Annotated in this window: 25 protein-coding genes and 1 tRNA gene; 17 read left to right on the top strand and 9 right to left on the bottom strand. The window is 72.5% G+C overall.

Annotated features, from left to right (window positions below):
- Positions 1-2 precede the first annotated feature (2 nt).
- From L2K70_RS11965 to L2K70_RS11950, 4 genes are all read left to right on the top strand, one after another.
- On the top strand, positions 3-1229 hold the full coding sequence (locus L2K70_RS11965; protein WP_236402187.1) for a hypothetical protein: 1227 nt from the start codon (positions 3-5) through the stop codon (positions 1227-1229).
- Positions 1230-1298: 69 nt separating this feature from the next.
- Positions 1299-1526, top strand: a complete 228-nt coding sequence (locus tag L2K70_RS11960) for a biotin/lipoyl-binding carrier protein (protein ID WP_201933072.1) — start codon at positions 1299-1301, stop codon at positions 1524-1526.
- Positions 1527-1565: 39 nt separating this feature from the next.
- Entirely contained in the window at positions 1566-2210 is a 645-nt protein-coding gene (locus L2K70_RS11955) for a Pr6Pr family membrane protein (RefSeq protein ID WP_236402186.1), read from the top strand.
- A 10-nt stretch (positions 2211-2220) separates the two neighbouring features.
- Positions 2221-3231: an aldo/keto reductase family protein gene (locus tag L2K70_RS11950; protein ID WP_236402185.1), complete on the top strand. Its 1011-nt coding sequence runs from the start codon at positions 2221-2223 to the stop codon at positions 3229-3231.
- Positions 3232-3340: 109 nt separating this feature from the next.
- On the opposite strand, the gene L2K70_RS11945 is transcribed toward L2K70_RS11950, so the two are convergent.
- Together L2K70_RS11945 and L2K70_RS11940 are read right to left on the bottom strand one after the other, a co-directional pair.
- Entirely contained in the window at positions 3341-4612 is a 1272-nt protein-coding gene (locus L2K70_RS11945) for an MFS transporter (RefSeq protein WP_236402184.1), read from the bottom strand.
- Positions 4613-4665: 53 nt separating this feature from the next.
- Complete coding sequence (locus L2K70_RS11940; protein ID WP_236402182.1) at positions 4666-5142, bottom strand: DUF2231 domain-containing protein; 477 nt, start codon at positions 5140-5142, stop codon at positions 4666-4668.
- 127 nt (positions 5143-5269) lie between these two features.
- Between L2K70_RS11940 and L2K70_RS11935 the strand changes: the two genes are divergently transcribed.
- Positions 5270-5935 (top strand): response regulator transcription factor, encoded by a 666-nt coding sequence (locus L2K70_RS11935; RefSeq protein ID WP_236402181.1) that lies wholly within the window; start codon positions 5270-5272, stop codon positions 5933-5935.
- Positions 5935-7278 (top strand): sensor histidine kinase, encoded by a 1344-nt coding sequence (locus L2K70_RS11930; RefSeq protein ID WP_236402179.1) that lies wholly within the window; start codon positions 5935-5937, stop codon positions 7276-7278. The genes L2K70_RS11935 and L2K70_RS11930 overlap by 1 nt, the downstream gene beginning before the upstream one ends.
- 135 nt (positions 7279-7413) lie before the next feature.
- Here the strand turns inward: L2K70_RS11930 and L2K70_RS11925 are convergent, their stop codons facing one another.
- Positions 7414-8163: an ABC transporter permease gene (locus tag L2K70_RS11925; RefSeq protein WP_236402177.1), complete on the bottom strand. Its 750-nt coding sequence runs from the start codon at positions 8161-8163 to the stop codon at positions 7414-7416.
- A gap of 37 nt (positions 8164-8200) precedes the next feature.
- The gene (locus L2K70_RS11920) at positions 8201-9463 is read right to left on the bottom strand and encodes a COG4705 family protein (RefSeq protein WP_236402173.1); all 1263 of its coding nucleotides are present in this window, start codon (positions 9461-9463) and stop codon (positions 8201-8203) included.
- A gap of 90 nt (positions 9464-9553) precedes the next feature.
- Between L2K70_RS11920 and L2K70_RS11915 the strand changes: the two genes are divergently transcribed.
- The 7 genes from L2K70_RS11915 to L2K70_RS11885 all read left to right on the top strand — a co-directional run bounded on the left by L2K70_RS11915 (position 9554) and on the right by L2K70_RS11885 (position 15659).
- Positions 9554-10237 carry a response regulator transcription factor gene (locus tag L2K70_RS11915; RefSeq protein ID WP_236402172.1) on the top strand — a complete coding sequence of 228 codons (684 nt, stop codon included), beginning with the start codon at positions 9554-9556 and terminating at the stop codon, positions 10235-10237.
- On the top strand, positions 10234-11670 hold the full coding sequence (locus L2K70_RS11910; RefSeq protein ID WP_236402171.1) for a sensor histidine kinase: 1437 nt from the start codon (positions 10234-10236) through the stop codon (positions 11668-11670). The genes L2K70_RS11915 and L2K70_RS11910 overlap by 4 nt, the downstream gene beginning before the upstream one ends.
- A gap of 56 nt (positions 11671-11726) precedes the next feature.
- A complete protein-coding gene (locus L2K70_RS11905) occupies positions 11727-12698 on the top strand; it encodes an ABC transporter ATP-binding protein (RefSeq protein ID WP_236402170.1) in 972 nt (323 codons plus the stop codon).
- A complete protein-coding gene (locus L2K70_RS11900; RefSeq protein ID WP_236402169.1) occupies positions 12695-13561 on the top strand; it encodes a DUF2705 family protein in 867 nt (288 codons plus the stop codon). The genes L2K70_RS11905 and L2K70_RS11900 overlap by 4 nt, the downstream gene beginning before the upstream one ends.
- Before the next feature lie 2 nt (positions 13562-13563).
- The gene (locus L2K70_RS11895; RefSeq protein WP_236402166.1) at positions 13564-14349 is read left to right on the top strand and encodes a hypothetical protein; all 786 of its coding nucleotides are present in this window, start codon (positions 13564-13566) and stop codon (positions 14347-14349) included.
- Positions 14350-14389: 40 nt separating this feature from the next.
- Positions 14390-15307, top strand: a complete 918-nt coding sequence (locus L2K70_RS11890; RefSeq protein WP_236402165.1) for a cation diffusion facilitator family transporter — start codon at positions 14390-14392, stop codon at positions 15305-15307.
- Positions 15308-15416: 109 nt separating this feature from the next.
- Positions 15417-15659 carry a hypothetical protein gene (locus tag L2K70_RS11885; RefSeq protein WP_236402164.1) on the top strand — a complete coding sequence of 81 codons (243 nt, stop codon included), beginning with the start codon at positions 15417-15419 and terminating at the stop codon, positions 15657-15659.
- A gap of 154 nt (positions 15660-15813) precedes the next feature.
- Here L2K70_RS11885 and L2K70_RS11880 read toward each other — a convergent pair whose 3' ends face one another.
- Genes L2K70_RS11880 through L2K70_RS11870 form a run of 3 tightly spaced genes read right to left on the bottom strand, consistent with a single transcriptional unit; the run spans position 15814 to position 19879 of the window.
- On the bottom strand, positions 15814-16623 hold the full coding sequence (locus tag L2K70_RS11880) for an HAD-IIA family hydrolase (RefSeq protein ID WP_443689306.1): 810 nt from the start codon (positions 16621-16623) through the stop codon (positions 15814-15816).
- Positions 16624-16655: 32 nt separating this feature from the next.
- A complete protein-coding gene (locus L2K70_RS11875) occupies positions 16656-19160 on the bottom strand; it encodes an MMPL family transporter (RefSeq protein ID WP_236402163.1) in 2505 nt (834 codons plus the stop codon).
- Between the two features lie 59 nt (positions 19161-19219).
- The gene (locus L2K70_RS11870; RefSeq protein WP_236402160.1) at positions 19220-19879 is read right to left on the bottom strand and encodes a TetR/AcrR family transcriptional regulator; all 660 of its coding nucleotides are present in this window, start codon (positions 19877-19879) and stop codon (positions 19220-19222) included.
- A gap of 78 nt (positions 19880-19957) precedes the next feature.
- Between L2K70_RS11870 and L2K70_RS11865 the strand changes: the two genes are divergently transcribed.
- Complete coding sequence (locus L2K70_RS11865; RefSeq protein ID WP_236402159.1) at positions 19958-20425, top strand: aminoacyl-tRNA deacylase; 468 nt, start codon at positions 19958-19960, stop codon at positions 20423-20425.
- Positions 20426-20458: 33 nt separating this feature from the next.
- Here the strand turns inward: L2K70_RS11865 and L2K70_RS11860 are convergent, their stop codons facing one another.
- Both L2K70_RS11860 and L2K70_RS11855 read right to left on the bottom strand, forming a co-directional pair.
- Positions 20459-21496 (bottom strand): zinc-binding dehydrogenase, encoded by a 1038-nt coding sequence (locus L2K70_RS11860; RefSeq protein WP_236402155.1) that lies wholly within the window; start codon positions 21494-21496, stop codon positions 20459-20461.
- A 170-nt stretch (positions 21497-21666) separates the two neighbouring features.
- Positions 21667-21756 (bottom strand) — tRNA-Ser (locus L2K70_RS11855).
- 156 nt (positions 21757-21912) lie between these two features.
- Between L2K70_RS11855 and L2K70_RS11850 the strand changes: the two genes are divergently transcribed.
- Genes L2K70_RS11850 through L2K70_RS11840 form a run of 3 tightly spaced genes read left to right on the top strand, consistent with a single transcriptional unit; the run spans position 21913 to position 26658 of the window.
- Positions 21913-23814, top strand: coding sequence for a lysophospholipid acyltransferase (locus L2K70_RS11850; protein WP_236402153.1), 1902 nt, complete (start codon positions 21913-21915; stop codon positions 23812-23814).
- Between the two features lie 7 nt (positions 23815-23821).
- The gene (locus L2K70_RS11845; RefSeq protein ID WP_236402151.1) at positions 23822-25258 is read left to right on the top strand and encodes an HAD-IB family hydrolase; all 1437 of its coding nucleotides are present in this window, start codon (positions 23822-23824) and stop codon (positions 25256-25258) included.
- Positions 25243-26658, top strand: a complete 1416-nt coding sequence (locus L2K70_RS11840; RefSeq protein ID WP_236402149.1) for a wax ester/triacylglycerol synthase domain-containing protein — start codon at positions 25243-25245, stop codon at positions 26656-26658. Before L2K70_RS11845 ends, L2K70_RS11840 begins: the two co-directional genes overlap by 16 nt.
- Positions 26659-26660: the final 2 nt, after the last annotated feature.

Raw genomic sequence — 26660 nt, 5'->3', positions numbered from 1 at the left:
TCGTGCCTTCCCCCTCCTCCGACAGCCCCCGCGGGTCCCGCGGCAAGCGGGCTGCGGAGCGACCGCCGTCGCGCTTCCGGCGCCGGCGTGAGGCGGCGACGGAGGTGACGTCGGCGCCCCCGGCGCCTCCCGCCAGCGAGGCGTCCCCGCGTCCCACGCCTGCCCCCGCGCCTGCCACTGCGCCGACCCCGGTGGCGACCACGGGGCCGACGCCCCCGCCCGACGGGCCGCGGCCCGTCCTGCTGCTCTCCTGGTTCGTGGTGCTGCTGGTCGGCGTTGCCGCCCTGGCCGCGTCGGCGGCCGTCGGCGTGCTGGGCCGCGAGGCGACCATCGGCGGGCTGAGCAACCTCCCCGCCTGGCTCGACGGAGCCGGTGCGGTCGCCGTGGTGACCTCGCTGTCCTGGCTCCTCGCGACCCGTACGGCCGGCCGCGCGCTGGTCTCGGCCGGCCTCGCGCTCGTGCTGGGCGTGGCGAGCCTGCTGGTCGGCGGCCGGGTGCTGCCGACGGGTGCGGCGGTGCTGACGTGCGTCGTGGGCAGCGTGTACGCCGTCATGGTGACCGTGCCCGCGGTGACGTTCCTCAAGGCCGTGCGCGAGGCCCTCATCGCCGCGGTGGTCGCGGTCGTCACCGCCTTCGCGGCCGTCGGCTTCGAGCCCACCGTGGCCTCGGAGCGCTTCGACATCGCAGCCCTGCTGCTCGCCCTGGCCCTGGTGTTCACGATCGTCTACCGGCTCGGCGCCGGCCTCCACGGCCTCGGTCGCCGGGGGCTCGTCATCGTCGCGATCGGCCTCGCGGTGCTCGTCGTGACGCTGGCCTACGCCGAGCTGCTCCGGCGCTACGGCGCGCAGACCTTCGTCTCGTCCGTGCTCGACTTCGCCGACGACACCGCCGAGCGGATCGGCGCGTTCCCGCGCCCGCTCGTCGTGCTGCTCGGCATCCCCGCCATCGTGTGGGGCACCCACGTCCGCGCGCGCCGACGCCAGGGCTGGTGGGTGTGCGCCTTCGGCGTCGCCGCGACCGTGCCGATCGCGTCGGGGCTGATGGCGGCTGACAGCTCGTACGCCGAGGCGGGGCTGCGGGCGCTCTACTCGGTCGTGCTCGGCCTGGTCCTCGGCTACCTGGTGATCCGCGTCGACCTCGCGCTCACCGGTCCCAAGGGCCGGCGCGGCCGCCGTGCGGAGGAGGCCGGACCCCACCGGCCCGAGCCGCGCCGGTTCGCCGAGCTCTGAGCCCGCGGCGGTGAGGCTCCGGGTCGGCCGATCAGCGGCTACGTACCGGTAACCGCTAGCGTCGGCCCCATGGCCCGCAGCACCTCACTCGAGATCGTGTCCGAGCTCGTCGCCAACGTGCTGACGATCGAGGTCGCCGAGGGCGACCGCGTCGAGGCCGGCGACACCGTGGTGCTGCTGGAGTCGATGAAGATGGAGATCCCGATGCTCGCCGAGCGCGCCGGCACGGTCACCGCGGTCAAGGTCACCGTCGGCGACGTGGTCCAGGACGGCGACGTCCTGGTGGTCCTCGACTGACCCCTCCCTCCGGGTGGGCCCGAGCCCTACGCTCCTGCCATGACTCCCGAGCGCGCCCGCCACGTCCACCTCGTCGTGGCAGCCGTCGCGTGGTTCGCGCTGGTGTTCCAGCTGGTGCTCGTCTTCACCGGCGAGGCGATCCTCGTCGAGACGGACCCGCCCGGCCTGGCGCAGCGGATCTACCAGTACTTCGCCTACTTCACGATCCAGAGCAACATCCTCGTCGCGGTCACCTCGACGGCGCTGGCGCGTGACCCGCTCCTCGACCGGACCGGGTGGCGCGTCGCCCGGCTGGCCGGCATCGTCGGCATCACGGTCACCGGCCTGGTGCACTTCTTCCTGCTGCGGCCGCTGCTCGACCTCGACGGCGCCAACTGGGTGGTCGACAAGCTGCTGCACATGGTCGTGCCGGTCCTCGCCGTCGCGGCCTGGGCGTGGGTCGGACCCCGCCCGCGGACCACGTGGCGCGAGGCGGCGTACGGGCTCCTCTGGCCGATCGCGTGGCTCGCGTGGACGTTGGTCGTGGCCGAGGTGAACGGCTGGGTGCCCTACCCGTTCCTCAACGCCGACAAGGAGGGCTGGGGCTCCGTCGTCGTCGTGAGCCTCGGCATCACGGTGCTGTTCCTGGGGCTGTTCGCGCTCTACCGGTGGCTCGACCGGAGGCTGCGACCCACCCCTCGCTAGTGTCGGAGGAATGGAATTCCGATACCTCGGCAACAGCGGTCTCAAGATCTCCGAGATCACCTACGGCAACTGGCTCACCCACGGCTCCCAGGTGGAGAACGACGTCGCCACGCAGTGCGTGCGCGCCGCGCTCGACGAGGGGATCTCCACCTTCGACACCGCGGACGTGTACGCCAACACGGCGGCGGAGACCGTCCTCGGCGAGGCGCTGAAGGGCGAGCGCCGCGAGTCGCTGGAGATCTTCACGAAGGTCTACTGGCCGACCGGTCCGAAGGGCAAGAACGACACCGGCCTGTCCCGCAAGCACATCATGGAGTCGATCAACGGCTCGCTCGAGCGGCTGCAGACCGACTACGTCGACCTCTACCAGGCCCACCGCTTCGACACCGAGACGCCGCTCGAGGAGACGATGCAGGCCTTCGCCGACGTGGTGCGGCAGGGCAAGGCGCTCTACATCGGCGTCAGCGAGTGGACCGCCGACCAGATCCGCGCCGGCGTCGAGCTGTCGAAGGAGCTCGGCTTCCAGCTGATCTCGAGCCAGCCGCAGTACTCGATGCTGTGGCGCGTGATCGAGGACGAGGTCGTCCCGGCGTCGCGTGAGCTCGGCGTCTCGCAGATCGTGTGGAGCCCGATCGCCCAGGGCGTGCTGACCGGCAAGTACAAGCCCGGCCAGGCCCCGCCGGAGGGCTCGCGCGCCACGGACACCAAGGGCGGCGCCGACATGATCTCGCGCTTCATGAAGGACGACGTCCTGACCGCCGTCCAGGGCCTCGAGCCGATCGCCCAGGACTGCGGCATCACGATGGCGCAGCTCGCGATCGCGTGGGTCCTGCAGAACGACAACGTCGCCGCCGCCCTCGTCGGAGCCTCCCGCCCCGAGCAGGTCGCCGACAACGTCAAGGCCGCCGGCGTGAAGCTGGACGACGACGTGATGAAGCGGATCGACGACGCCCTCGGCGCGGTCGTCGTACGGGACCCGGGGATGACGGCGGCCAACGCGCCCCAGGGCCGCGTGGTCTGACGCTCCGCTGCTGCTTCACCATGGGATGTCGACCAACGGACACTTCCCCACGTCAATTGACGCGGGGGAGTGCACATTCACCGACATCCCATGGTGAACGAGCGACGGGTCAGGAGTACGACGGCCGCGTGATGCGGTAGCGCACGAAGGCCGGTACGGCGAGGGCGGCGGCGACCGTCAGCACGACGACCAGCACCCCGCCACCGGCGGCGGCGACGGCCGCACCGGTGGCGGCGGCAGTGGCACCGTGGGCGACGTCGGCGATGCGGGGGCCGCCGGCGACCACGACGATGAAGATGCCCTGCAGGCGGCCGCGGACCTCGTCGGCCGCGGCGGACTGGAGCATCGACGTACGGAACGCGGCGGAAGCCATGTCGGCGGCACCGCCGATCGCGAGCATGAGCACCGCGACCCCGAGCATCAGCGCGGGGGCGTACGACGCCAGCATCGCCGCGACGCCGAAGCCGACCATCGCCAGGCCCCAGACGACGATCGCGACGATCACCGCCAGCCCTTGCCGCTCGACGCGCGACACCCAGCCGGACAGGACGCCCCCGACGACCGCGCCGAGCGGGATCGCGGCGAAGAGCAGCGCGAAGGCGAGACCGCCCTCGCTGGGACCGCCGAAGTCGACGTCGGCCATCTCGGGGAAGAGCGCGCGCGGCATCCCGAAGACCATGGCGATGATGTCGACGACGAACGACATCATCAGCACCGGCTGGGTCCGCAGGTAGCGGAAGCCGTCGACGACGGCCGCGAGCCCAGGGGCGACGGCCGTGCCGATGACCGGCAGGGCGGGCAGGCCGACCACCGCGCCCAGGGTGGCGAACAGCGTGATCGTGTCCAGCAGGTAGAGCCACGAGAAGCCGATGATCGGGATCAGCGCCCCGCCGACGAGCGGGCCCGCGATGCCGCCGGCCTGCATCACGGTCATGTTGAGCGAGTTGGCCGCGGGCAGGAGGTCGTGGTCGAGCAGCCGCGGCAGGAGGGCCGAGCGCGTCGGCTGGTTCACCGCGAAGAAGGCCTGCTGGACCGCGAAGAGCGACAGCAGCAGCCAGACGTCCTCCGCCCCCAGCGCGGCCTGCAGCCAGAAGCCCGCTGACGTGAGGATCAGCCCCGTCGTCGTGATGAGCAGGAGCGTCCGGCGGTCGAAGGCGTCGGCCAGCGCACCGCCCCACAGGCCGAAGACGACGAGCGGGACCAGGCCGAAGATGCCCGTCAGGCCGACGTAGGCCGACGAGCCGGTCATCGCATAGATCTGGGCGGGCACGGCCACGACGGTCAGCTGGGCGCCGATGACCGTGACGATGTTGGCCAGCCAGAGCCGGCGGAAGTGGGGGTTGGCGAGCGGACGGGTGTCCGCCAGCAGTCGCCTCTCCACCTCGGCAGGCTAGGTGACCGGCCTACCGGGTCGAGCGGCAGGTCACCCCGGGGTCACTTCGACGCGACCTGGTCCCCCCATGCCGCCCGGGCGCCGGAGTCGCCGACGCGGTAGACCTGCACGCTGGTCGCCAGCGCCGCCACGAGGGCGAGGACGGCGACGGCCTTGAGCGCACCGGTCTGCGGCACGCGGGATGCGGTGTCGGTGCCGGGTGGCGTACGACGGTCGAGCCACACGAGCGCCGCGAGCAGGACGAGCATCGGCAGGGCGAACCAGATCAGCTGGTCACCGAGCTCGGCGTGCTCGCCAGGGTCGCCGACGTGCTTCTCCAGCGCCTCTCCGCTCGACGTGGCGACGGGGATGAGCACCGTCGCCACGGCCGTGATCGCCAGCAGCAACGGGCCGTAGGGTCGCCGCCAGGCGGGGCGTACGACGAGTGCGATGGTCCCGAGGGTGGCCAGGGGCAGGAGCACGACGACGGCGTGGACCACGAGCGGGTGCACCGGCAGGCCGTTGATGAGGTCGAACATGTCGCCGACGCTAGGAGCACGAACCTGCACCGAACCTGACCACGTCGCGGCGCGCAGTCAGGTTCTGTGCAGGCACGATGGGGCACGCTTGGCCTGTGAGGTGCCCCGAAGCCCCGAGCGAGCCCCGATGGCGCGCATAGGACTCTGCGAGGACGACGCGACGATCCGGCGCGTCGTCGGCGACGCCATGCGTCTCGCCGGTCACGAGGTCGTCGTCGCGCACGACGGCGGCGAGGCGCTCCGGACCTTCGTCGAGGACGACGCACTGGACGTGGTGATCCTCGACATCGGCCTGCCTGATGCGGACGGCCGCGACGTGTGCCAGGCGTTGCGCAGCGCCGGCCAGTCGGCGCCCGTCCTGTTCCTGACCGCGCTCGGCTCGGTCCACGACAAGCTGGCGGGCTTCAGTGCCGGCGCCGACGACTACCTCCCCAAGCCGTTCGACGTGCTCGAGCTGATTGCCCGCGTCGAGGCCCTCGCCAAGCGCGGCCGCCTCGTCGTCGCCGAGGCGCCGACCGACCTCGTCCTCGACCCGGCGCGGCACTCCGTGTCGTGCAACGGCAAGGAGTCGATGCTGACGCCGACCGAGTTCCGGATGCTCGCGGCCATCACCTCGCGCCCCGGCGAGGTCGTACGACGTCGCGCGGTGGTCGCCGCGGCGTGGCCGCACGGCGGGATCGTCAGCGACAACACCGTCGACTCCTACGTCCGGCGGATCCGGGTCAAGCTGCGCGAGGTCGACTCACCGCTCGAGCTCGCCACGGTGCGCGGCGTCGGCTACACACTGAGGTGATGGACGAGACCGCGCGTGCCGAGGACGAGCCGCTCGGGCTCCGCAGCCGGTTCACGCCGCGGTCGTTCCGGACCTCGATCGTCGCCTCCACCGTCGGGTTCATGTCGCTGGCGATGATCGTCGTCATCCTCGGCACCCACCTCGTCCTGGAGTACGCCGCCCAGCGCGACATCCGGCAGGTCCTCGAGGACCGGTCGCGGACGGTGGTGGACACGCTGGAGGAGAACGACCCGCGGGCCTTGTCGTCGGACGACCTGCAGCCCGGCATGGTGGTCTACCTCGCCGGCGAGCGGGTCGCGGGGTCGCTCGGGAGCACACTGCAGGAGGCTGCCGACGGGCTGGCGACGTCCGACCGGGCCCGCCTCGTCCCCACGGCCGACGACGAGAACCAGCTGCTGGCCACCCCCTTCACGACGAGCGACGGCACGACGGGGGTGCTGGTCGCCAGCGAGGAGACCGGGCCCTACGAGCTCTCCGAGCTCTACGCGCTGCTCGCCTCGGTCGTCCTCGGCGTGCTGGTCGTCGCCGCCACCGGCTTCATGGCGTGGCGGGTGACGGCCCAGGCGCTCAAGCCGGTCACGGTGATGGCCGACCGCGCCTCGGAGTGGAGCGAGCACGACCTCGCCCACCGTTTCGGTCTCGGCCCGCCGACCAACGAGCTCGCCGCCCTCGGCGAGACCCTCGACCACCTCCTCGACCGGGTCGCGTCCGCGATCCGCTCGGAGCAGCGCCTGACCGCCGAGCTCGCCCACGAGCTGCGCACGCCGCTGACCGGCATCCAGGGCTCGGCCGACCTCGCGCTGCTGCGCGGTGTCGAGGACCCCACGGTGCGCGCGGACCTCGAGCAGATCGCCGCCTCCGCCCGCGAGATGGGGGCCGTGATCACGACGCTGCTCGACCTCGCCCGCGACCGTACGACGTCCGGGCGCGACGGGTGCCGTGTCGCGGACCTCGTGCCCGCGATCGTCGCCGCCGCAGCCGGACGGGCGGAGGTCGTCGACCGGACGTCGGGCTCGACGGCGCGGGTCGCGGCCCCCGCTGCGCTCGTCGTACGCGCCCTGTCGCCGGTCGTCGACAACGCCGCCCGGCACGCGAGCGGCATGATCGTTGTCGAGGCGACCGACCACCCGGACCGGGTCGAGCTGGTCGTCGCCGACGACGGACCGGGCGTGGCGGCGGCAGTCCGGGACACCCTCTTCAGGCCCGGCGTCTCCGGCGGTGGAGGGGCAGGCCTCGGCCTGGGCATCGCCCGACGGGTGGCGCAGTCCTTCGGCGGGGACGTCGAGGTGGACGGCTCCGGCGGGGCGGGCGCGCGGTTCCGCTTCCGCCTGCCGCGTCGGTGACGTCGAGCAGTCAGGTTGCGTGCAGGTTCGCTGTCGCACGATGAGGCTGAGCGGGCCTGCCTTCCCCCGGGGCTGGCCTGCAAACGAGCGGGCCCGCCACCCCAACCCCCCGAGGGTGGTGGGTCCGTTCCCTTGTCAGGACGGCGCGGCCGGCAGGTAGGGCGAGCGGCCCAGCTGGCGGGTCACGACGACCCCGGTCACCGTCATCGCCAGCGCGATGCCGGCCAGCACGACGAGCTGGAACTGTGCGGCGACAGCGGGGCTGGCGCCGCCGAAGAGCGCGCCGACGAAGGCGCCGGGCAGGGTCACCAGGCCCGTCGACCGGGTCTGGTCGAGGTTCGGGAGCAGCGACTCGCGGACCGCCTCCCGGCCGATCTCGAGGTGCGCCCGGGCCGGGGTCGCACCCAGGGACAACCAGGCCTCGACCTCGTCGCGCCGGTGGCGCACGCCTCGCAGGAAGTTGCGACCAGACAGCGTCGCGGCGCTCATGGCGTTGCCGATGATGATGCCGGCGACCGCGACCAGGTAGCGCACCTCGAGGTCGACCAGGCGGAGGGCGAACACCAGGGTGAGGGCCACGCCGGCACCGACGACCACGCCCGAGACGGCGATCCGTCGCCCGTGCCAGAGCTCGCGCAGCCGACCGGCCGCCGTCCACGACGCCGTGGTGAGCATCAGCAGGAGGAACGCGACCACCGTCCACGGCACCGTGAGGATGCCGCGGAGGAGCAGCGCGACCACGCCGAGCTGGACGACGGCACGAGCCAGGGACATGAGCGGCGTCCACCCGAGACCGATGCCCGCACGCCAGGCCACGAGCACCGTCGCGAGCACGACGACCAGCAGCCCGGCCCCGAACCAGGCGTAGTCCACGGCGGAGGTCACCACCCGACCGTAGTCGCCTGCGTCGGGCCGGCCCGGGTCAGCCGAGAGTCGTGAGCAAGGTGGTCATCGCCCGGTCCTCGGTCGCACGGTCGGGGTGCGAGGTGCGCACCGCGCTCAGCACGTCGTCGACCTGTCCGTCGACGAAGGTCCACGCCTGGCAGCTCGCCGGCTGGATCGTCGACTGGTCGGCGTCCCACGCCGTCTCGAGGTCGGTGATCCGCGTCGCCGCCGCCTGGTCGTCCCCGCCGTCGGCCAGGCTCTTGGCGTCGTCGACGATGGTCCGGTAGCGGGCCACCGATGCCGCCGGGAAGTCCGTCGCGACCTGCCGCGTCGCTGCGGCCTCGTCGAGCGGTGCGCCGCTGCTGCAGGACGGTGCCGGGCCCTCGTCGGCGAGCGCGCTCTGGTGCGGCTGCGCGTCGGCCCAGGCGAGAAGAGCGACGGTCGCCACCGCCGCCGCGATCATCACGCCGAGGGTGGCGCGACGTCGCTGTGGCGTGGACGTGGGGACGTATGCCGGCTCGTCCTGCACCTCGATGACGTCCGCCTTGCTCCACGAGAGGTAGACGACGGTCGCCAGGATCGCGCCGAGGAAGATCAGGCTGGTGCCGAACGTGCCGATGCCCAGCCCTTGCTCGCTCTTCGAGCCGCCGAGGAAGTCGCCGATGTTGGCGCCCAGCGGTCGGGTGAGGATGTAGGCCACCCAGAAGGTGAGCACCGCGTCGGCGCCCGAGGCCCAGAGCACGGTGACGAGAGCGATCAGGCCGAGCGGGAGCAGGATCGAGAGTCCGGGACCCCAGCCGGTGAGCTCGAGCGTCCAGTCGCCGGTCGCGGTGCCGAGCGCGAAGGTGACGAGGACGGCGAACCAGTAGAACGCCTCGCGCGGCGTGGTGTTGATGCTGTGGATCGACAGCGTCCGCTCGCGCGCCCACCAGACCGCGAACGTCGCCGCGAGGAGGATCGAGAACACGGTGGTGCTGATCCAGAGGGGCACCCCGAGCTGGTCGGTGAGGATGTCGGTGTAGAGCGTCCCGGTGACGCTCACGACCACCACCGTCAGCCAGTAGGCTGCCGGCACGTAGCGACGCAGCCGCATCTGGATGGCGAGGACGACGGCGAACACCCCGGTGAAGAGGATCGCGGTGTTCACCAGCCCGACGCCGAGCGTCATGTTGATCCAGTCGGCGAAGCTCTCGCCGACGGTGGTGCAGAGGATCTTGATCACCCAGAACCAGATGGTGACCTCGGGGACCTTGTTGAGCAGCTTCCGGGCGCTCGACGGGGGAGCAGTGCGTGTGGTCATGCGACCACGGTGCGGGCGACAACCTGCCCGCTACCTGACTGGTGCGGCCGGGAGGGCGCTGCTTCACGGCTGGCGGTGCACAGTGGCCGTATGCGCGTGCTGGTGGCCGAGGACGACGTCCGGCTCGCCGCCGTCCTGGCCCAAGGACTGCTGGAGGCCGGGTGGGAGGTCGAGACCGTGAGCGACGGAAACGCCGCCTACTCACGCGCGCTCGCCGACGACCCGCCCGACGTGCTGCTGCTCGACTGGATGCTGCCGGGCAGCGACGGCCTCACCGTGTGCCGCCGGTTGCGCGCCGTCGGCGTCACGACACCGGTGCTCGTGCTGACGGCCCGCGGCGAGGTCCGCGACCGGATCCACGGCCTCGATGCGGGAGCGGACGACTACCTCGCCAAGCCGTTCGACCTCGACGAGCTGCTCGCGCGGTTGCGAGCCCTGGTCCGGCGGGCGTCGTACGACGACCAGCCGGCGGTGACAGTCGGGGACCTGGTCGTCGACGCCGGCGCCAGGCGGGCGAGCCGGAACGGTGTGCCGATCGAGCTGTCGTCGCGGGAGTTCGACATCCTCTGGCTGCTCGCGAGCCGGGCGGGCAGGGTCGTCTCGCGCCTCACGATCCTCGATGAGGTCTGGGACGGGGACACCGACCTGCGCAGCAACGTCATCGACGTGCACCTCGCCGCCATCCGCGCCAAGGTGGACCGTGCCTTCGGCACCACGTCGATCACCACGGTCCGTGGCGCGGGCTACCGGCTGGACCCGCCGGGGACGTCGTGACGACACTCTCGCGCCTGCGGGCGCTGCCGCTGCGGGTGCGGCTCGTCGCAGGCTTCTCGGCAGCGATGCTCGTGCTGCTCGTCGTCGCGGGGGCCGTCGTCTACTGGCGGGTGGAGTACGCCCTGGACCGCAGCCTGGACTCCGAGCTCGCGTCGGCGACCGCGGTCATCACCCCGCTGGTGGGCAGCGACGGCACGGTGGCCCGGACCGACGCCGCGGACGCGACCGGCACCGGCTGGCAGGTGCTCGACGCGGACGGCACGGTCCTCGACTCAGGCGGTCCCGCTCCCGATCGTTCGCTCGTGCCGGCAGCCGACCTGCCCGGGAGCGGCTCGACGACCGTCGACGTGGGCACGATGCTGCCGGTGGACGGGACCCCCTACCGGGTCGAGGTCACCTCGCTGGGAGGCACCGTCGACCGGAACGACACGGCCGCCTACCTGCTGGTCGGCGTCCGGCGCGACCACCGGGACGAGGCGCTGCGCGAGCTGCTGCTGCAGATGGGGCTCGCCGGGCTGGGCGCCCTGGTGGTCGCCTCGCTGGTGGGCGACCAGCTCGCGCGGTCGGCGCTGCGTCCGGTCGAACGCTACCGGCGGCGAGCCGCCGAGATCGCGACCGGCGCCAGCCACCTGCGCCTCGACGTGCCCGCCGAGCGCGACGACGAGGTGACACGCCTCGGCGACACCCTCAACGAGATGCTGGCCGCCCTCGACGACGCGCTCGCCCGCGAGCGGCAGTTCGTCGGCGATGCGAGCCACGAGCTGCGGACCCCGCTCACCCTGCTGAGCTCGCGCATCCAGGTCGCGCGCCGTCGTCAGCGGACCGTGGCCGAGCACGAGACGGTGCTCGACGAGCTGGCCGTCGACGTGGACCGCCTCGCCGCCCTGGCCGAGCAGCTGCTCGAGCTCGACACCGTCCACCCGGACACCGGGCGCGACGGCGGCGGCACGGACCTCGGCGGCGTGGCGCTGCACGAGGTCGAGCGGTGGCACGCTGCCCACCCCGACCGGGCGGAGGACGTGCTGCTCAACGTCCCGGCCGTCGCGGTCCGCGTCTCCTCCGACGGCCACTCCCACACCCGCATCGTGTCGAACCTCCTCGCCAACGGTCTGTCCCACGGGGCGCCGCCGGTCCGGGTCGGCGTACGACGTGACGGTGCGTACGCCGTCCTGACCGTGGCCGACGCCGGGCCGGGGATGGAGGCGGACATGCTGGCCCGGGCCACCCACAGGTTCAGCCGGGCGCCGGAGGCGCGTTCGCGTCCAGGGGCGGGGCTGGGGCTGTCCCTCGTCGAGCACCTCGTCGCTCGAGCGGGAGGCGAGCTGCGGCTGTGCCACGACGGGCACCACGCGTCGACCGGGGTGGCGACCGACATCATGTGCGGCCACGACCGGCGGATGACGGTGACGGTGCTTCTCCCGCTGGTCGGCTGAGGCGCCCGCGCGGCTCTTCATCGTTCCTTCATCCTCGGATTCCTACGGTGTCCGACATGACCAAGACAGCAGCAGTCGGCGCCGCCGTGGACGTCGTCGGCGTGACCAAGATGTACGGCCCGCTCGTGGCCGTCGACGACGTGTCCGTGCGCGTCGCGCCGGGGGAGGTGTACGGCATCCTCGGCCCCAACGGTGCGGGCAAGACGACACTCCTGCGGATGCTCTTCGGGCTCATCCGGCCCGACGGCGGCGAGATCCGCGTCTTCGGTCGGACGTGGGACGAGGCCGGCGTCCACACCCTCGACGACGTGGCCGGATTCATCGAGAGCCCGAAGTTCTACCCGTACCTCACCGGGCGGCAGAACCTCGAGGGCCTCGCGCTGCTCGACGGCTCCGGCCTGCCCGAGCGGATCGACGAGGTGCTGGAGGTCGTCGACCTCACCGGGCGCGACGGCGACAAAGTCGGCGGCTACTCCTACGGCATGCGGCAGCGGCTCGGCGTCGCCGCCAGCCTGCTGCGAAGCCCGGGCCTGCTGGTGCTGGACGAGCCGGCCAACGGCCTCGACCCGGCCGGCATCCGCGACATGCGGGCGCTCGTCAAGCGGCTCGCGGCCAGCGGCCTGACGGTGCTGCTCTCGTCGCACCACATGGACGAGGTCGAGGAGATCTGCGACAACGTCACGATCATGAACCGCGGGACGGTCGCGTTCCACGGCACGATCGACGACCTGCGCGCAATGGCCCCCGATCCGGGCCACGTGCTCCGCACAGGAGATGACACGCAGGCCATGTCGATCGGCCGCACCCGCCACCCGGCGGTCGGGGTCGAGCACGCACCCGAGGGTGGTCTCGTCGCGACGGGGTCGGAGCGCGACCTCGCCGCCTACGTCGCCGACCTCGTCCGCGCCGAGGTGCCGCTCCTCGCCTTCACCCCCACCCGCACGCCCCTGGACGCCTTGTTCTTCATGCTCACCGACGCCCGCCCAGACGACGTACACCTCCCCCGTGAGAAGCAGGTGGTCCGATGACCACCGCGACCCTGGCTCCGGCGGCGCGGACCGACGTACGACGCCGCGAGGCGAGCCTCGGTGACGCGATCCGCTGGGAGACCCGCAAGCTGCGGGCCCAGCTCCGCTCGAAGGCGCTCCTCATCGGCTCGCTGGTCGCGCCGATCGCGGTCGTCGTGGTCGTCGGCGCCCAGTCTCGCCCGCCCAAGGACAGCCTCTTCGGGCGCTTCTCGACGGTGAACGGCTTCGCGATGGCCCTGCTCGTCCTGGGCTTCGCCAGCCAGTGGATCCTGCCGCTCGTCACCGCGGTCGTCGCCGGCGACATCTTCGCCAGCGAGGACCAGCACGGCACCTGGAAGACCGTTCTCACCCGCTCGGTCAGCAGGTCCCGGCTGTTCTGGGCCAAGGTCGTCGTCGCGATCGTCTTCGGGCTGCTCGCGCTCGTCCTGCTGGCGGCGGCCACCATCGGCGCCAGCCTGCTCATCGTCGGGCACGGGCCGCTGATCGGCCTGTCCGGGCAGGTGATCCAGCCGTCGACGGCCCTCCCACTGGTCGCCGCGAGCTGGGCCACGATGGCGCCGCCACTGGTGGCCTTCACCTGCCTGGCGCTGCTCTTCTCGGTCTGGTCGCGCAACGCGGCGGTCGGCATCGCCGCACCGGTCGTGATCGCCATGGTGATGCAGCTCGTCGGCTCGCTGGGCGGCGTCGAGGCGATCCGCCCCTACCTGCTCACCACCCCGTTCGAGGCCTGGCACGGCCTCCTCGCGGAGCCCAGGTTCACCGGGCCGATCCTCGACGGCGCCGCCACCAGCGCCGTGTGGGCCGCGGTCAGCCTGCTCGCCGCCTTCCTCGTCGTCCGCCACCGCGACATCACCGGAGGTTGACCATGCGTCGCTTCGTCATCAGTCTCGTCGCCGCGATCGCCGTCGTGCTCGCGGTCGGCGGCGCCGTCGTCGCCGGCTCGGGCGGCGGGAGCTCGATCACCCGTGCCCGCCTCGAACGCTCGCTCCCGGCCACCTTCTCGAACCTGTACGCCCAGCGGGCCACGCTCCTCGGCCACGGGGGCATCACCCCCGAGTCCCTCCACGCTTCCGCCATGTGCGACAAGGGCGGTGCCGTCGAGCCCGACGTCGGGGCGGGCAGCAACTGGAACTGCCTGGTCAGCTGGACCGATCCCACCAACCCGATGCCGCCCGAGGGCTACGGCAAGCTCGAGCTGCAGGTCCACAGCAACGGCTGCTACACGGCCAGCGCCCCGAGCAAGCTCGTCGGGTTCGCCACGCTCACCGACACGAAGGGCCGTGAGGTGACCAACCCGGTCGCGGAGTTCGACGGCTGCTTCGACCCGAACGGCGACAACACCCCGACCGGCGTTGAGCTCCCCTCGCTGCTCAGCGTCACGACGACGGCGTTGCGCCCGGACAGCACGGGACACGTGGCCATCCAGGTCACCTGCGGCACGGGCGCCGGTGGGTGCCAAGGCACCGTCACCGCGACCGCCGGCGACGCCGACCTCGGCACCGTGCCCGTCACGGTCCACGAGGAGCAGACCGAGACGTTCTCCTTCCCGACCGCCGTGCCGCACCGTGCGCCCGAGGTGACCTTCACCTTCCACCTGACGACAGGCGTCGGACCGACCAAGCCGGTCACCCTGGAGATGCCGCCCGGTTAGCATCGAGCGACCAGCTCGAGGGCAGCTCGACGGAGGATCGATGGGGCACGGACACGCGCACGGCCACTCCCACGGCGGTGCGCACGCAGGTGGCCGGCACCGCTGGCGCCTCGCCGTCGCCTTCGGCCTCGTCGCGGCCTTCTTCGGCGTCGAGCTGGCGGTCGGCCTGGTCAGCGGCTCGCTGGCCCTGATCTCCGACGCCGGTCACATGGCGGCCGACGTGGTGGCTCTCGGCGCCGCGCTCGTCGCGACGAAGATCGCCACCCGGCCCGACGACAGCGGTCGTCGTACGTATGGCTCCTACCGGGCCGAGGTGTTCGCCTCCGGGTTCACCGTCCTCATCATGCTGGGCGTCAGCGTCTACGTCGTGGTGGAGGCCGTACGACGCATCGGCGACGACGCCGCGGTGTCCTCCGGGCCGATGCTGGTGGTCGGCGTCGTCGGACTGGGGGTCAACCTGGTCTGCCTGGCGCTGCTGCGCGGCGGCGCGCAGGAGTCGATCAACGTCAAGGGTGCGTACCTCGAGGTGATGGCCGACGCCGCTGGCAGTGTCGGCGTGATCGCCGCCGGCGTCCTGGTCGCCCTCACCGGCGCCGCGCGGTGGGACACCATCGTCGCGGTGGCGATCGGTGTCTTCGTGGCGGCTCGGGCCATGATGCTCGGTCGCGAGGTGCTCGCCGTCCTCGGCCAGCACGCGCCCGACGGCCTCGACCTCGACGCGGTCGTGCGCGACCTCGAGGGGGTCGCCGGCGTCGCGGAGGTGCACGACCTCCATGCCTGGACGCTGACCTCGGGGATGAACGTCGCGACGGCCCACCTCGTCACCGGGGTCGGCGCGGATCCCCAGGCCGTGCTGACCGGGGCGCAGGCCACGCTGCGCGAGGTGCACGGCATCGAGCACGCGACGCTCCAGGTCGAGGTGAGTCCGGCCCGGGAGTGCCGCGAAGCCACCTGGTGACACGAGCGGCGTGACGGACGCCATTGGGCAATCTCACACGGTCGAGGTCTTGGATCGTTCCAATCGGTTCTCCACACTGGAGGTGAGGACCCGAACCGAGGAGAGTTCCATGCGTCTCATCGACGAGCTCAACGACCTGCACGACTCCTACGCCCGCGCCATCGAGGGTGCCGTCGCCCGCGACGACCTGGACCTGGCCGAGCAGCTGGCGCAGTCCTACGAGGACGACGCGATCCAGCTCATGGCCGAGCGCGAGGGACTGACCCACCTGCTGCCGCTGCAGCGGTCCACGGCCCCGGAGAGCTCACTGCGCCGCCTGGTGCGCCGGCTGCTCCCGAGCCACGCCGCATAGGCGACCCCCGAGGATGACGATAGGGCGCCTGGGTACGGGGGCGCCGTGTTCCTCTTCTTCAGCAACCGCCTCGGCTGTGCCGGATCCCTGCTGGTCTCGCTGCTGATCACCGCGGTGGTCATCGCGATCTTCGTCCTGTGAGGCCCGGAGGGACTCAGACGTCCTCGGGCAGGTACATCTCGCTGACGAGCGGCACGACGTCGGCGATCGAGTCGACGACCCGGGTGGGGCGGTAGGGGAAGTCCTCGACCTGGTGGCGCTCGGTCGCGCCCGTGGCGACGAGGATCGTGCGCATCCCGGCCTCGAGCCCGCTGATGATGTCGGTGTCCATCCGGTCGCCGATCATCACGGTCGTCTCGGAGTGCGCCTCGATCTGGTTGAGCGCGCTGCGCATCATGAGCGGGTTGGGCTTGCCGATGAAGTACGGCTGGCGTCCCGTCGCCGTGCTGATCAACGCCGCCACCGAGCCGGTCGCCGGCAGCATCCCTTGCGCGCTCGGCCCGCTCGGGTCGGGGTTCGTGGCGATGAACCGCGCGCCCCCGTTGATGAGGCGGATCGCCCGCGTGATCGCCTCGAACGAGTAGGTCCGGGTCTCGCCGAGCACGACGTAGTCGGGGTCCTGGTCGGTCATGACGTAGCCGATGTCGTGCACCGCCGCCGTCAGGCCTGCCTCGCCGACGACGTACGCCGAGCCTCCCGGACGCTGGTCGTCCAGAAACTGCGCCGTCGCCAGCGCTGACGTCCAGATCGACTCCTCCGGCACGTCGATGCCGCTGCTGCGCAGCAGCCGCACGCGCAGGTCGCGTGGGGTGAAGATCGAGTTGTTCGTCAGCACCAGGAACGGGATGCCGTGCTCGCGGAGGCTCGCGATGAACTCCTTCGCGCCCGGGATCGGGTCCTCCTCGCGGACCAGCACCCCGTCCATGTCGGTCAGCCAGGTGCGGACGGGTCGCGGTTCGGTCACGGGACCATTGTCGGGCACGTCGGCGCGGTCGCCTACGACGACACCGGCGCTGCGGCGTCCGCGTCGGGTTGCGGCGCGTGGCTCCGCTCGAGCCTGGCGCCCTCGACGTCGACGTCCGGCAGCAGCCGGTCCAGCCACGTCGGCAGCCACCAGGCGGCCTCGCCGAGCAGGTGCATCGCGGCGGGGATGAGCAGCATCCGCACCACGAACGCGTCGAGCAGCACGCCGAAGGCGAGGCCGAAGCCGATCGGCTTGATGGTCGCGTCGTGGGAGAAGATGAAACCCGCGAAGACGGAGATCATGATGATCGCCGCGGCCGTGACGACCGACCGGCCGGCGCGCAGGCCGTGCTGGACCGCGACGCGGGCCGGTGCACCGTGGGCGTAGGCCTCCCGCATCCCCGAGACGAGGAAGAGCTGGTAGTCCATCGCCAGCCCGAAGAGGATGCCCGTCGCGATGATGGGCAGGAAGCTCAGTACGGGGCCAGGCGCGTGCACGCCGAAGACACTGCCGAGGAAGCCGAGCTGGAAGATCGCGGTGATCCCGCCGAAGGCGGCGAGCAGCGACAGGACGAACCCGACCGTCGCGGTCAACGGGACCAGGATCGAGCGGAACACCACGACCAGGATCAGCAGCGAGAGGCCGACGACGAGCAGCAGGTAGACCGGGAGCACGCTGGACAGCTGGTCGGAGATGTCGATGCCCGCGCTCGCGTTGCCCGCGACGCCGAGGGTGACGTCGCCCCCCGACGTGGTGCTGAGGGTGGTCGAGCGGAGGTTCTGCACGAGCTCGGCGGTCGACTGGTCGGTGGGCGACCCGTTGGGCACCACCTGGAAGGCGAGCGCCGTACGGTCCTTGGACGCGGCGATCGGCACGACGGCGTGGACGTTCCAGACGTCGCCGATCTGTGAGCCGATCGTCGCCTGCTCGGCAGTGACGTCGTCCTCGCTGATGGCGCCGGGGAGGTCGGCGACGACCAGCAGCGGGCCGTTGGAGCCCTCGCCGAACTTGTCCGCCTGGACCTCGTAGGCCTGGTAGGCGGGCGAGTCCGGCGGCTGCGTCGAGCCGTCGGGAAGGCCGAGCCGCATCTGGGTGGCCGGTGCGGCGATGACCAGCAGCACGGCGACGCCGAGTCCGAGGACCGACCACGCGCGACGGTTGCTCATCGGGCGGTCCTGGTCGGTGATGGCCGCGTCGCGGGACGTCTCGCCGGCGCCGAGGCTGGTGCGCTCGCGCTTGCGGAGGATGCGCCGGCCCACCAGCGACAGGATCGCCGGGGTGAGGGTGACGGCCATGAGGATCGCGACCATCACGGCGACCGCGCCGACGGTGCCCATCAGCCCGAGGAAGGGGACGCCGGTGACGTTGAGCGCCAGCAGCGCGACCATCACCGTGACGCCGGCGAAGACGACGGCGTTGCCGGACGTGCCGTTGGCCAGGCCGATCGAGTCGTGGAGCTCGGTGCCCTCCATGAGCTGGCGGCGGTGGCGGTTGATGATGAAGAGCGAGTAGTCGATGCCCACCGCGAGGCCCAGCATCACGCCGAGCACCGGGGTGACGGAGACGAACTCGACGAGGCCCGAGAACGACAGCGAGGCGAGCGACGCGACGCCGACGCCGAGCAGCGCGGTCACGAGCGGCAGGGCGGCGCCGAGGACCGTGCCGAGCATGAGGAACAGGACGATCGCGGCGATCACGACACCGGCGACCTCGCCGGGGCCGAGGATGGAGGGGACCGTCTGCGCGATGTCCTGCGAGGGGTGGACCGCGACGCCGGCGATGTCGGCGTCCGCGACGAGGTCCTCGATGGCGGTCTTGGTCTCGACCGGGACCTCGTTGATCGCGACGTCGAAGACGACGTTGGCGACGGCGGCCGACCCGTCCTCGGAGACGGTGCGGTAGCCCGACGACAGCCGCGACAGGGTCTCTCCCTGCTCGAGCTGCGGGAGCTGCTCGTCGACCTTGGCGCGCTGGCGGTCGAGCTCGGCCTGGCCGTCGTCGAGCTGCTGCTCCGCGGCCTCGAGCTGCGGGCGTACGGCGGCCAGCGTGCCGTTGGCGCGGGCCTGCCGCCGCTGCTGCTCCAGGGCCGCGCGGCCGCCGTCGATCTGGCCCTGCGCCTGGCTCAGCTTCGCCAGCCCCTCGTTGAGCTGCGTACGACCCTCGGCCACCTTTCGTGCGCCGTCGTCGACGCGCTGCTGCGTGGCGAAGGGGTCGGTGACCTCGGAGACGCCGTCGACCGCCGTGATGCGGTCGAAGAGGTCCGTGACAGCCCGCTGCTGCTCGGTCGAGAGGGCCGAACCGTCGGTGGACTCCACGACGATCGTGCCGTTGCCCCCGCCGGTGCCGTCGAAGTCGCGCTCCAGCTGCCCGGACACCTGGGTGGTCGGTGTGTCGGGCAGGGTGATCGACGACGACAGCGTGCCGGCGAACGACGCGTACGTCACGCCGGTCACGACCAGCACCGCGAGCCAGGCGCCGATCACGGACCAGTGGCGGCGCGCTGCGAGGCGACCGATGCGGTAGAGGAGCTCAGCCATGACGGACGGGTGGCCTTTCGGTTGCTGGTGCTGTTGCCGGTGTTGTTGCCGGAGTGGTCTCAGCCGGCGTTGCCGGTGCGGAGTCGGTGGACGAGCCGGTCGAGCAGCCGATCCCAGTCCACGCGAGCGGACGGCGTCAGCTCGTGCTCGAGCTCGGGATGCGCCGCGAGCCAGAGCTCGGCGATGGTCGTGATCCCGGCGAACATCAGCGACAGCCCGAGCTCGAGGTCGACGGCGTCGAGGCCCGGGGCCCGCTCGCGCAGGCGCTCGCGCAGCAGCCCGCCGACGTGGTCGAAGGCCGTGCGGGAGATGGCCTGCGCCCGGTCGTCCCCGGGCTCGGGGCACCCGAGCATCCGGTGGATGGTGACGATCGCGGAGGCCAGGTCGACCTGGCGCGCGGCCTCGCCCATCGCGTCGAGCGCGGCGCAGCCACCCGCGGCGCCCTCGGGCAGCGCCGAGGTGTCGCGGTCCACGTGCGCGAGGATGTCGGCCGTCGCCTCGGCGAGGATCTGCTCGCACACCGCCACCAGCAGATGGTCGACGGTCGCGAAGTGGTTGAAGACCGTGCGCCGGGAGACGCCTGCGAGCTGTGCGACCTGGTCGACCGTGAAGCCGGCCGCCCCGCCCGTCCCGGCCAGCGTGCGGGCGGCCGCGACGATGGCGTCCCGGCGCTGGAGGCGCAGGGCGCCCCGACCGTCGGCGGCGGGCGAGGTGGACATGCCGTCGATTGTTGCACTCAGTGCAAATAGTTCCGAATCGACGGGGTCCACCTGCGCCCGCGGTCGTACGCTCGACCCGTGGACGACGAGACACCCGCGACCGTCGCGCTGGCCGAGTCCGGCCTGGAGCACACCGTCACCCGGCACGGCCGGGTCGGCTCGCTCGCCGAGGCCGCCGCCGCGCGCGGGGTGGACCCGTCCGCGATCGTGAAGACGATGGTCGTGCGGCGCGGCGAGGGCGACCACCTCTTCGTGCTCGTCCCCGGCGACCGCCAGATCTCCTGGCCCAAGCTGCGCGCCCTCCTCGGCGTCAACCGGATCTCGATGCCCGACGCCGACGCCGCCCGCGAGGTGACCGGTTACGAGCGCGGCACGATCACGCCGTTCGGCTCACGCGCCGCCCTGCCGGTGGTCGCCGACGAACGCATCGTCGGCCGCACGATCTCGCTGGGTGCCGGCGGGCACGGCGTCGCCGCGACGCTCGCCGCCGACGACGTCGTACGCCACTTCGACGCGCAGGTCGCGGACGTCACCGACCCGGTCTGACCGCTCCTGTGCCGCGCGTGATGGATCCCCACCTCAGCGGGCGGGGTCGACGATCGTCATCCCGGCGACCATCGCTGAGTCGAAGACCGGCAGCAGGGCGGCCGCCTCCTCGAGGCCGATGACCCGCTCGACGAGCAGCTGTGGCCGAAGGTCGCCGGACTCGATGAGCGCGAGCATCGCGGGGTAGTCGGCGGCGGCCATGCCGTGGCTGCCGAGGAGGTCGAGCTCCCAGCCGATGACGCGCGCCATCGGTACCCGAGGGTGGCCCTCGATCGGCGGCAGCAGGCCGACCTGCGCGAGCCGGCCGCGGCGGCGGAGGGCGAGGATCGCGTCCGCACCGGTCTGCTCGCTGCCGACCGCGTCGACCGAGACGTGGCTGCCGCCTCCGGTGAGGTCGGCGACGGCGGCCGGTACGTCGGTGCCGTCCGCGACTACCGTGTGGTCCGCGCCGAGGCTCGCGGCCGCGGCGAGGGCCTGGGGGTTGCGGTCGACCGCGACCACGCGGGCACCGACGGCCTTGGCGATGATCACCGCACTGAGCCCGACGCCGCCGGAGCCGACGACCGTGACCCACTCGCCCGGTCGGACGCGGGCACGGGCGAGGAGCGCGCGGTGGGCCGTGGCGAACCGGCAGCCCAGGCTGGCGGCGGCGGTCATCTCGACGCCGTCGGGGATCGCGACGAGGTTCGTGTCGGCGGCGTGCAGCGCGACGCGCTCGGCGAAGGACCCCCAGTGGGTGAAGCCCGGCTGGTGCTGGTCGGGGCACACCTGCGCGTCGCCCTGCCGGCACCACTCGCACTTTCCGCAGCCGCAGACGAACGGCACGGTCACCCGGTCGCCCGCCCGCCAGCGCTCGACGCCCGTCCCGACCTCGACCACCTCCCCGGCGAGCTCGTGGCCCGGCACGTGCGGGAAGACGATGTCGTCGTGCCCGGCCCACGCGTGCCAGTCGCTGCGGCACACCCCCGTCGCCGCGACCCGTACGACGACCCCGCCGGCCGGCGCCGACGGATCGGGCACCTCCCGCACCTCGGGCTGCGAACGGACCTCGTCGACGACCACGGCGCGCATGCCGCGATCCTGCCGCACGCGAATCACGGAGACGCGCGGGCACTGGTCGGACGGCCGAACGGGCGCGAGCGTGGGGCGGGCGTCGTACGAGCACCAATGCCTGCGCGTCTGCGACCGACGTCCTCGAGACGCACAGATCGGGCCGGCCCATGGAGGACCGGCCCGATCAATGGCGGTGGCGGTGGGATTTGAACCCACGGTGGGTGTGACCCCACACAACATTTCGAGTGTTGCACCTTCGGCCGCTCGGACACGCCACCGCGGGAGACCATACCGGAGGGCGTGGGGCACCAGGAAAACGGCAGCGGGTCCGCGAATCCCCGCGGGGCCGTGGTCAGGGAGCGCGCGCGGCGGTACGTTTCGGCGCACACCTGTGCTCGCCGTTGCGCGCGAGCGGGAAGGAGCGGTGGGAAGACGTGACTGCCGTCCGACGAGCCCGTGACCTGGCCCGCTCCGCGCTGCCGAGGAGCGTCGGCGAGCGGCTCCCGGCCGCCCCGCCGCAGGAGGTCACCGAGCTCGTCCACGACAAGCGGTTCCAGGCCGCGGTGGCCGAGCAGGCCACCGAGCAGGGCCGTCCCGAGGCGGAGGTCTGGGAGGAGGCGAAGGGCTACCTGCACGAGATGGCCGCCGACCACGACGACCGCACCGCGCAGGGGTGGGTGCGGCTGGGCGAGTGGTTCCTCCGGGCGTACGACGTGCTGGTGGACGAGGACGACATGCACGCCCTCAAGCGCCTCGACCGCTCCCACAGCCTCGCGCTCGCGTTCAGCCACCGGTCCTACCTCGACGGCATGGTGATCCCCAACGCGTTGGCGGCCCGGCGGTTCTCGCCGACGTACACGTTCGGCGGGGCCAACCTGAACCTGCCCGTCATCGGCACCATCGCCAGTCGTACGGGCCTCATCTTCATCCGCCGCTCGACGCAGGAGATCCCGGTCTACCGGCTCGCCCTGCGCTCCTACATCCGCCAGATGGTGACCAACAAGCGCAACCTCGCATGGTCGATCGAGGGCGGTCGCACCCGCACCGGCAAGCTCCGCCCGCCGGTGCACGGCATCCTGAAGTACCTCACCGACACCGTCGAGGGAGACGAGGCGCCCGACGTCCAGGTCGTGCCGATGTCCGTGGTCTACGACCAGCTCCACGAGGTCTCGCTGATGACCGACGAGGCGCGCGGCGCCACGAAGACCCCGGAGGACTGGCGCTGGCTGGTCCGTTTCGCCCGTCTCCAGCGCAACCGCCTCGGCCGCGCCTACCTCACCGTCGGCGAGCCTTTCTCGCTGCGCGAGCGGATGGCCGAGCTCGAGGCGGACGGCGTCACCGGGCACGCGGCCGTCGAGCGGGTCGCGCTCGACATCTCCCACCGGCTCAACCGCGCCACGCCGGTGACGGTGACGGCCATCGTGAGCCTCGCGCTGCTCGGCGCCGACCGCGCACTGACCGTCGACGAGGTCCTCGACACCGTCGAGCCGCTCGCGGCCTACATCGAGGCGCGACACTGGCCGGTCGCGGGCGCCGCCGACCTGCGGGACCGCTCGACCATCCGCCGCGCGCTCGCCGAGCTGGCCCGCAGCGGTGTGCTGACGGCGTACGACGCCGGGACCGAGCCGGTCTGGAAGATCGGGGACGACCAGCACCTGGTCGCCGCGTTCTACCGCAACACGGTCATCCACATCCTCGTCGAGCGCGCGATCGGTGAGCTCGCGCTGCTCACCGTCAGCGAGCTGGAGCCCGACGCAGAGCTGCCTGCCGGCGGCGAGCTGCAGGTCGGCTGGGAGGAGGCCAAGCGGATGCGGGACCTCCTCAAGTTCGAGTTCTTCTTCCCGGGCCGCGCCGGCTTCGAGGACGACCTGCGCACCGAGCTCCAGCTGCTGGTCGGCGAGGACGTCAGCGACCTGTCACCGACGAGGGCGCGCGAGCTGCTCGTCTCCGCGCGCCCCCACCTCTCGCACCTCGTGCTGCGCCCGTTCCTGGACGCCTACCTCGTCGTGGCCGACCGGCTCGCCGACCGCGGCGACAGCCCGATCGACGAGGACGACCTGCTCCAGGACTCGCTCGCCGTCGGCCAGCAGTGGGCGCTCCAGCGTCGGGTCGCGAGCGCCGAGTCGATCTCGCTCGAGCTGTTCCGCACGGCGATGGCGCTGGCGCGGCACAAGGGTCTGCTCGACGGCGGGGACGGCGTCGGCTCCGCGCGCGAGGCCTTCGCGGCCGAGCTGCGCGAGGCGGTGCGCCGGGTCAACATCATCGGCGAGATCGCCGGAGAGAAGTCCCAGGCGCAGGTCGTGCTCCCCGAGCCCGACCGCCAGGATGCCGGGTGATCAGGCCGTGAGCGGGCTCTCGGACGAGGTCCTCGCCGCGATCGACGCGATCGAGGCCGGACCGCAGGGACCGGCGGTGGGTGCGTTCTTCGACCTCGACGGCACCCTGGTCGCGGGCTACACCGCAGCCACGTTCTACGGCGACCGGCTCAAGGGCCGCGACGTCTCGCCCGCCGAGTTCCTCCGCACCGTGGTCACCGCGGTCGACGGCGAGCTCGGGGGCGACCCGACCCGGATCGCCCACGTCGCGTTCTCGGCGATGCGCGGCGAGTCCGAGGAGGCGTTCGCCGACCTCGGCGAGCGGCTGTTCCGCTCCAAGATCGCCGGCACCATCCGCCGCGAGTCCCGGGCGCTGGTGATGGCGCACCAGCGGGTCGGCCACACGGTCGCGGTCGCGTCGGCGGCGACGAAGTACCAGATCGCTCCGGTCGCCCGCGACCTCGGCGTCGAGCACCTCGTCTGCACCCAGCTGGTCGTCGAGGACGGACAGTTCACCGGCGCGACCGACGGCCCGATGCTGTGGGGCCGGCACAAGGCCAGCGGCGTACGCGCCTTCGCCCGCGAGCACGGCATCGACCTGTCGACGTCCTACGCCTACGGCAACGGCTACGAGGACGTCGCCTTCCTGTCCTCGGTCGGCCACCCCACCGCGCTCAACCCGCACCGCGACCTGCGCTCCGCCGCTGCCCGGCTCGGCTGGCCGGTGCTCGACCTGAGCGACCCGGTCGGCGGCTCGCTGCTCGCTGCGGGTCGTACGGCGGCCGCGCTGGCCGGCATGAACACCGGTGTCGTCGCCGGACTCTCCTACGGCCTGCTGTCGGGCAACCTCAAGGAGGGCCGCAACGCCGCGATCAAGCTCGCGACCTCCCTGCCGATGGCGCTGGCCGGAGTGAAGGTCGACGTCCTCCACCGCGAGCGGCTCTGGACCCACCGGCCGGCGATCTTCGTGGCCAACCACCAGAGCGCGCTCGACATCCCCGTCCTCGGCAACCTCCTCGAGCGCGACTTCACGATCGTCGCCAAGAAGGAGGCGAAGTGGGACCCGCGGGCCATGGTCGGCTCGGTCGTCATCGACCCGGCCTACATCGACCGCTCCGACTCGGCGTCCGCCCGCGCCACCCTCGACGGCGTCGTCGACCGGATCCGCGGCGGCACCTCGCTGATGATCTTCCCGGAGGGCACCCGGTCGGCCACTCCCGTGCTCGGACCGTTCCGCAAGGGCGCCTTCCACCTCGCCGCGCAGGCCGGCGTGCCCGTCGTACCCGTCGTGCTGCGCAACTCCGGCGAGCTGATGCGCCGCAGCTCGCTCGTGCTCAACCCAGGCACCGTCGACGTGTGCGTGCTCGAGCCCGAGACCGACTGGAACGAGGACGACCTCAGCGACCGGATCGCGGCGCTGCACACGAAGTTCGAGGAGACGCTCGCGAGGTGGCCGTCCACATGACGACGAGCGAGGACTTCGAGCGCTGGGGCGGAGCGGCGGCGTGGGCGTCGGGCGAGGAGCTGACCCCGATGCAGACGCTGATGTGGCGCGCCGAGCGGCACCCCGTCCAGTCGTCCACGTCGACGGTCGTCATCGACCTCGACCGCGCGCCCGACTGGAAGCGCTTCGTCGCCGCCACGGAGTGGGGTACCGGGCTCGTACGACGCCTGCGCCAGCGCGTCGTCGAGCCGGTCGTCCCCACCGCCGCGCCGAGGTGGGCCGACGACCCGACCTTCGACCTCGGCTACCACCTGCGCCGCGAGCACGTCGCGAGTCGCGAGGAGATGCTCGCGCAGGCCGCCCAGATCGCGCTGCGGCCCTTCGACCGCACGCGCCCGCTGTGGGAGGGCGTGCTGTTCGAGGGCTTGGCAGGAGAGGGCGGAGCGGGCGCGGCGTACGTCCTCAAGATCCACCACGCGCTGGCCGACCCGCTCGGCACGGTGCAGCTGTTGTCGATGCTCCAGTCGGGCAGGCGGGCGCACACGGCGCGCAAGCCCGTGGGTGCGGAGGTCGGGGCGCCGGCCGTGGTCGATCCCGTCGACCTGGCCGTCTCCGGGCTGCGTGCGGGCTCTGCCAACCTCGCGGCCTCCGCGCTCTCGACCGCGCGCACCCTGGTCTCGACGCGACCGTCGACCGCGGTCGCGGCGACCCTCCGCTACGGCGCGTCCGTCCGCCGCCTGGTCTCGCAGGCGGCGCCTCCGTCACCGGAGCTGTCGCCGCGCACCGGCCGGATGTGGTCCTTCCTCACCCTCGAGGCTCCGCTCGACCGGCTGCGCGCGGTAGCGAAGCAGGGTGGCGGCACCCTCGACGACGCCGCCGTCGCCCTGGTCCTCGGCGGGCTGCGCCGCTACCACGAGCGCCGGGGCGGCCCCGTGCCCGAGATCCCGGTCGGCGTACGGGTGTCCCTCGACCGGGCCGACGACCTGGGCAACCGCTTCGCCGGCGCGATCATCTCCGGTCCCCTCGCGATCGAGGACCCGGTCGACCGGGTCGCGGCCGTGCGCGGTGAGGTGCTGTCGCTCCACACCGAGCGCGCGCTCGAGGTGCTCGAGGCGGCCGCGCCTCTGCTGAACCGGATGCCCGCCTTCGTCGGCGCGGGCGCGCTGCAGACCGCTGCGGTCCCCGACGCGTTCGTGCTGACGCTGCCCGGCCCTCCCCGCCGGCGCTACATGGCCGGCGCCGAGGTGCAGGGGATGTACGTCCTCGGCCCCCTCCCCGGTGCTGCCCTCACCGTCTGCCTGGTCACCGTCGGCGACACCGCCTGCATCGGCGTCAACGTCGACGCCAGCGCCGTCGCCGACCTCCGCGAGCTCGAGGAGTGCCTGGCCGAGGGTGTCGAGGAGATGGCGTCAGCACCGTGACG

It is taken from the genome of Nocardioides potassii (genome assembly GCF_021648885.1).
Taxonomy (GTDB): domain Bacteria; phylum Actinomycetota; class Actinomycetes; order Propionibacteriales; family Nocardioidaceae; genus Nocardioides; species Nocardioides potassii.
The sequence above is the reverse complement of the archived record's forward strand: the minus strand, read 5'-3'. Positions and strand labels throughout refer to the sequence as shown.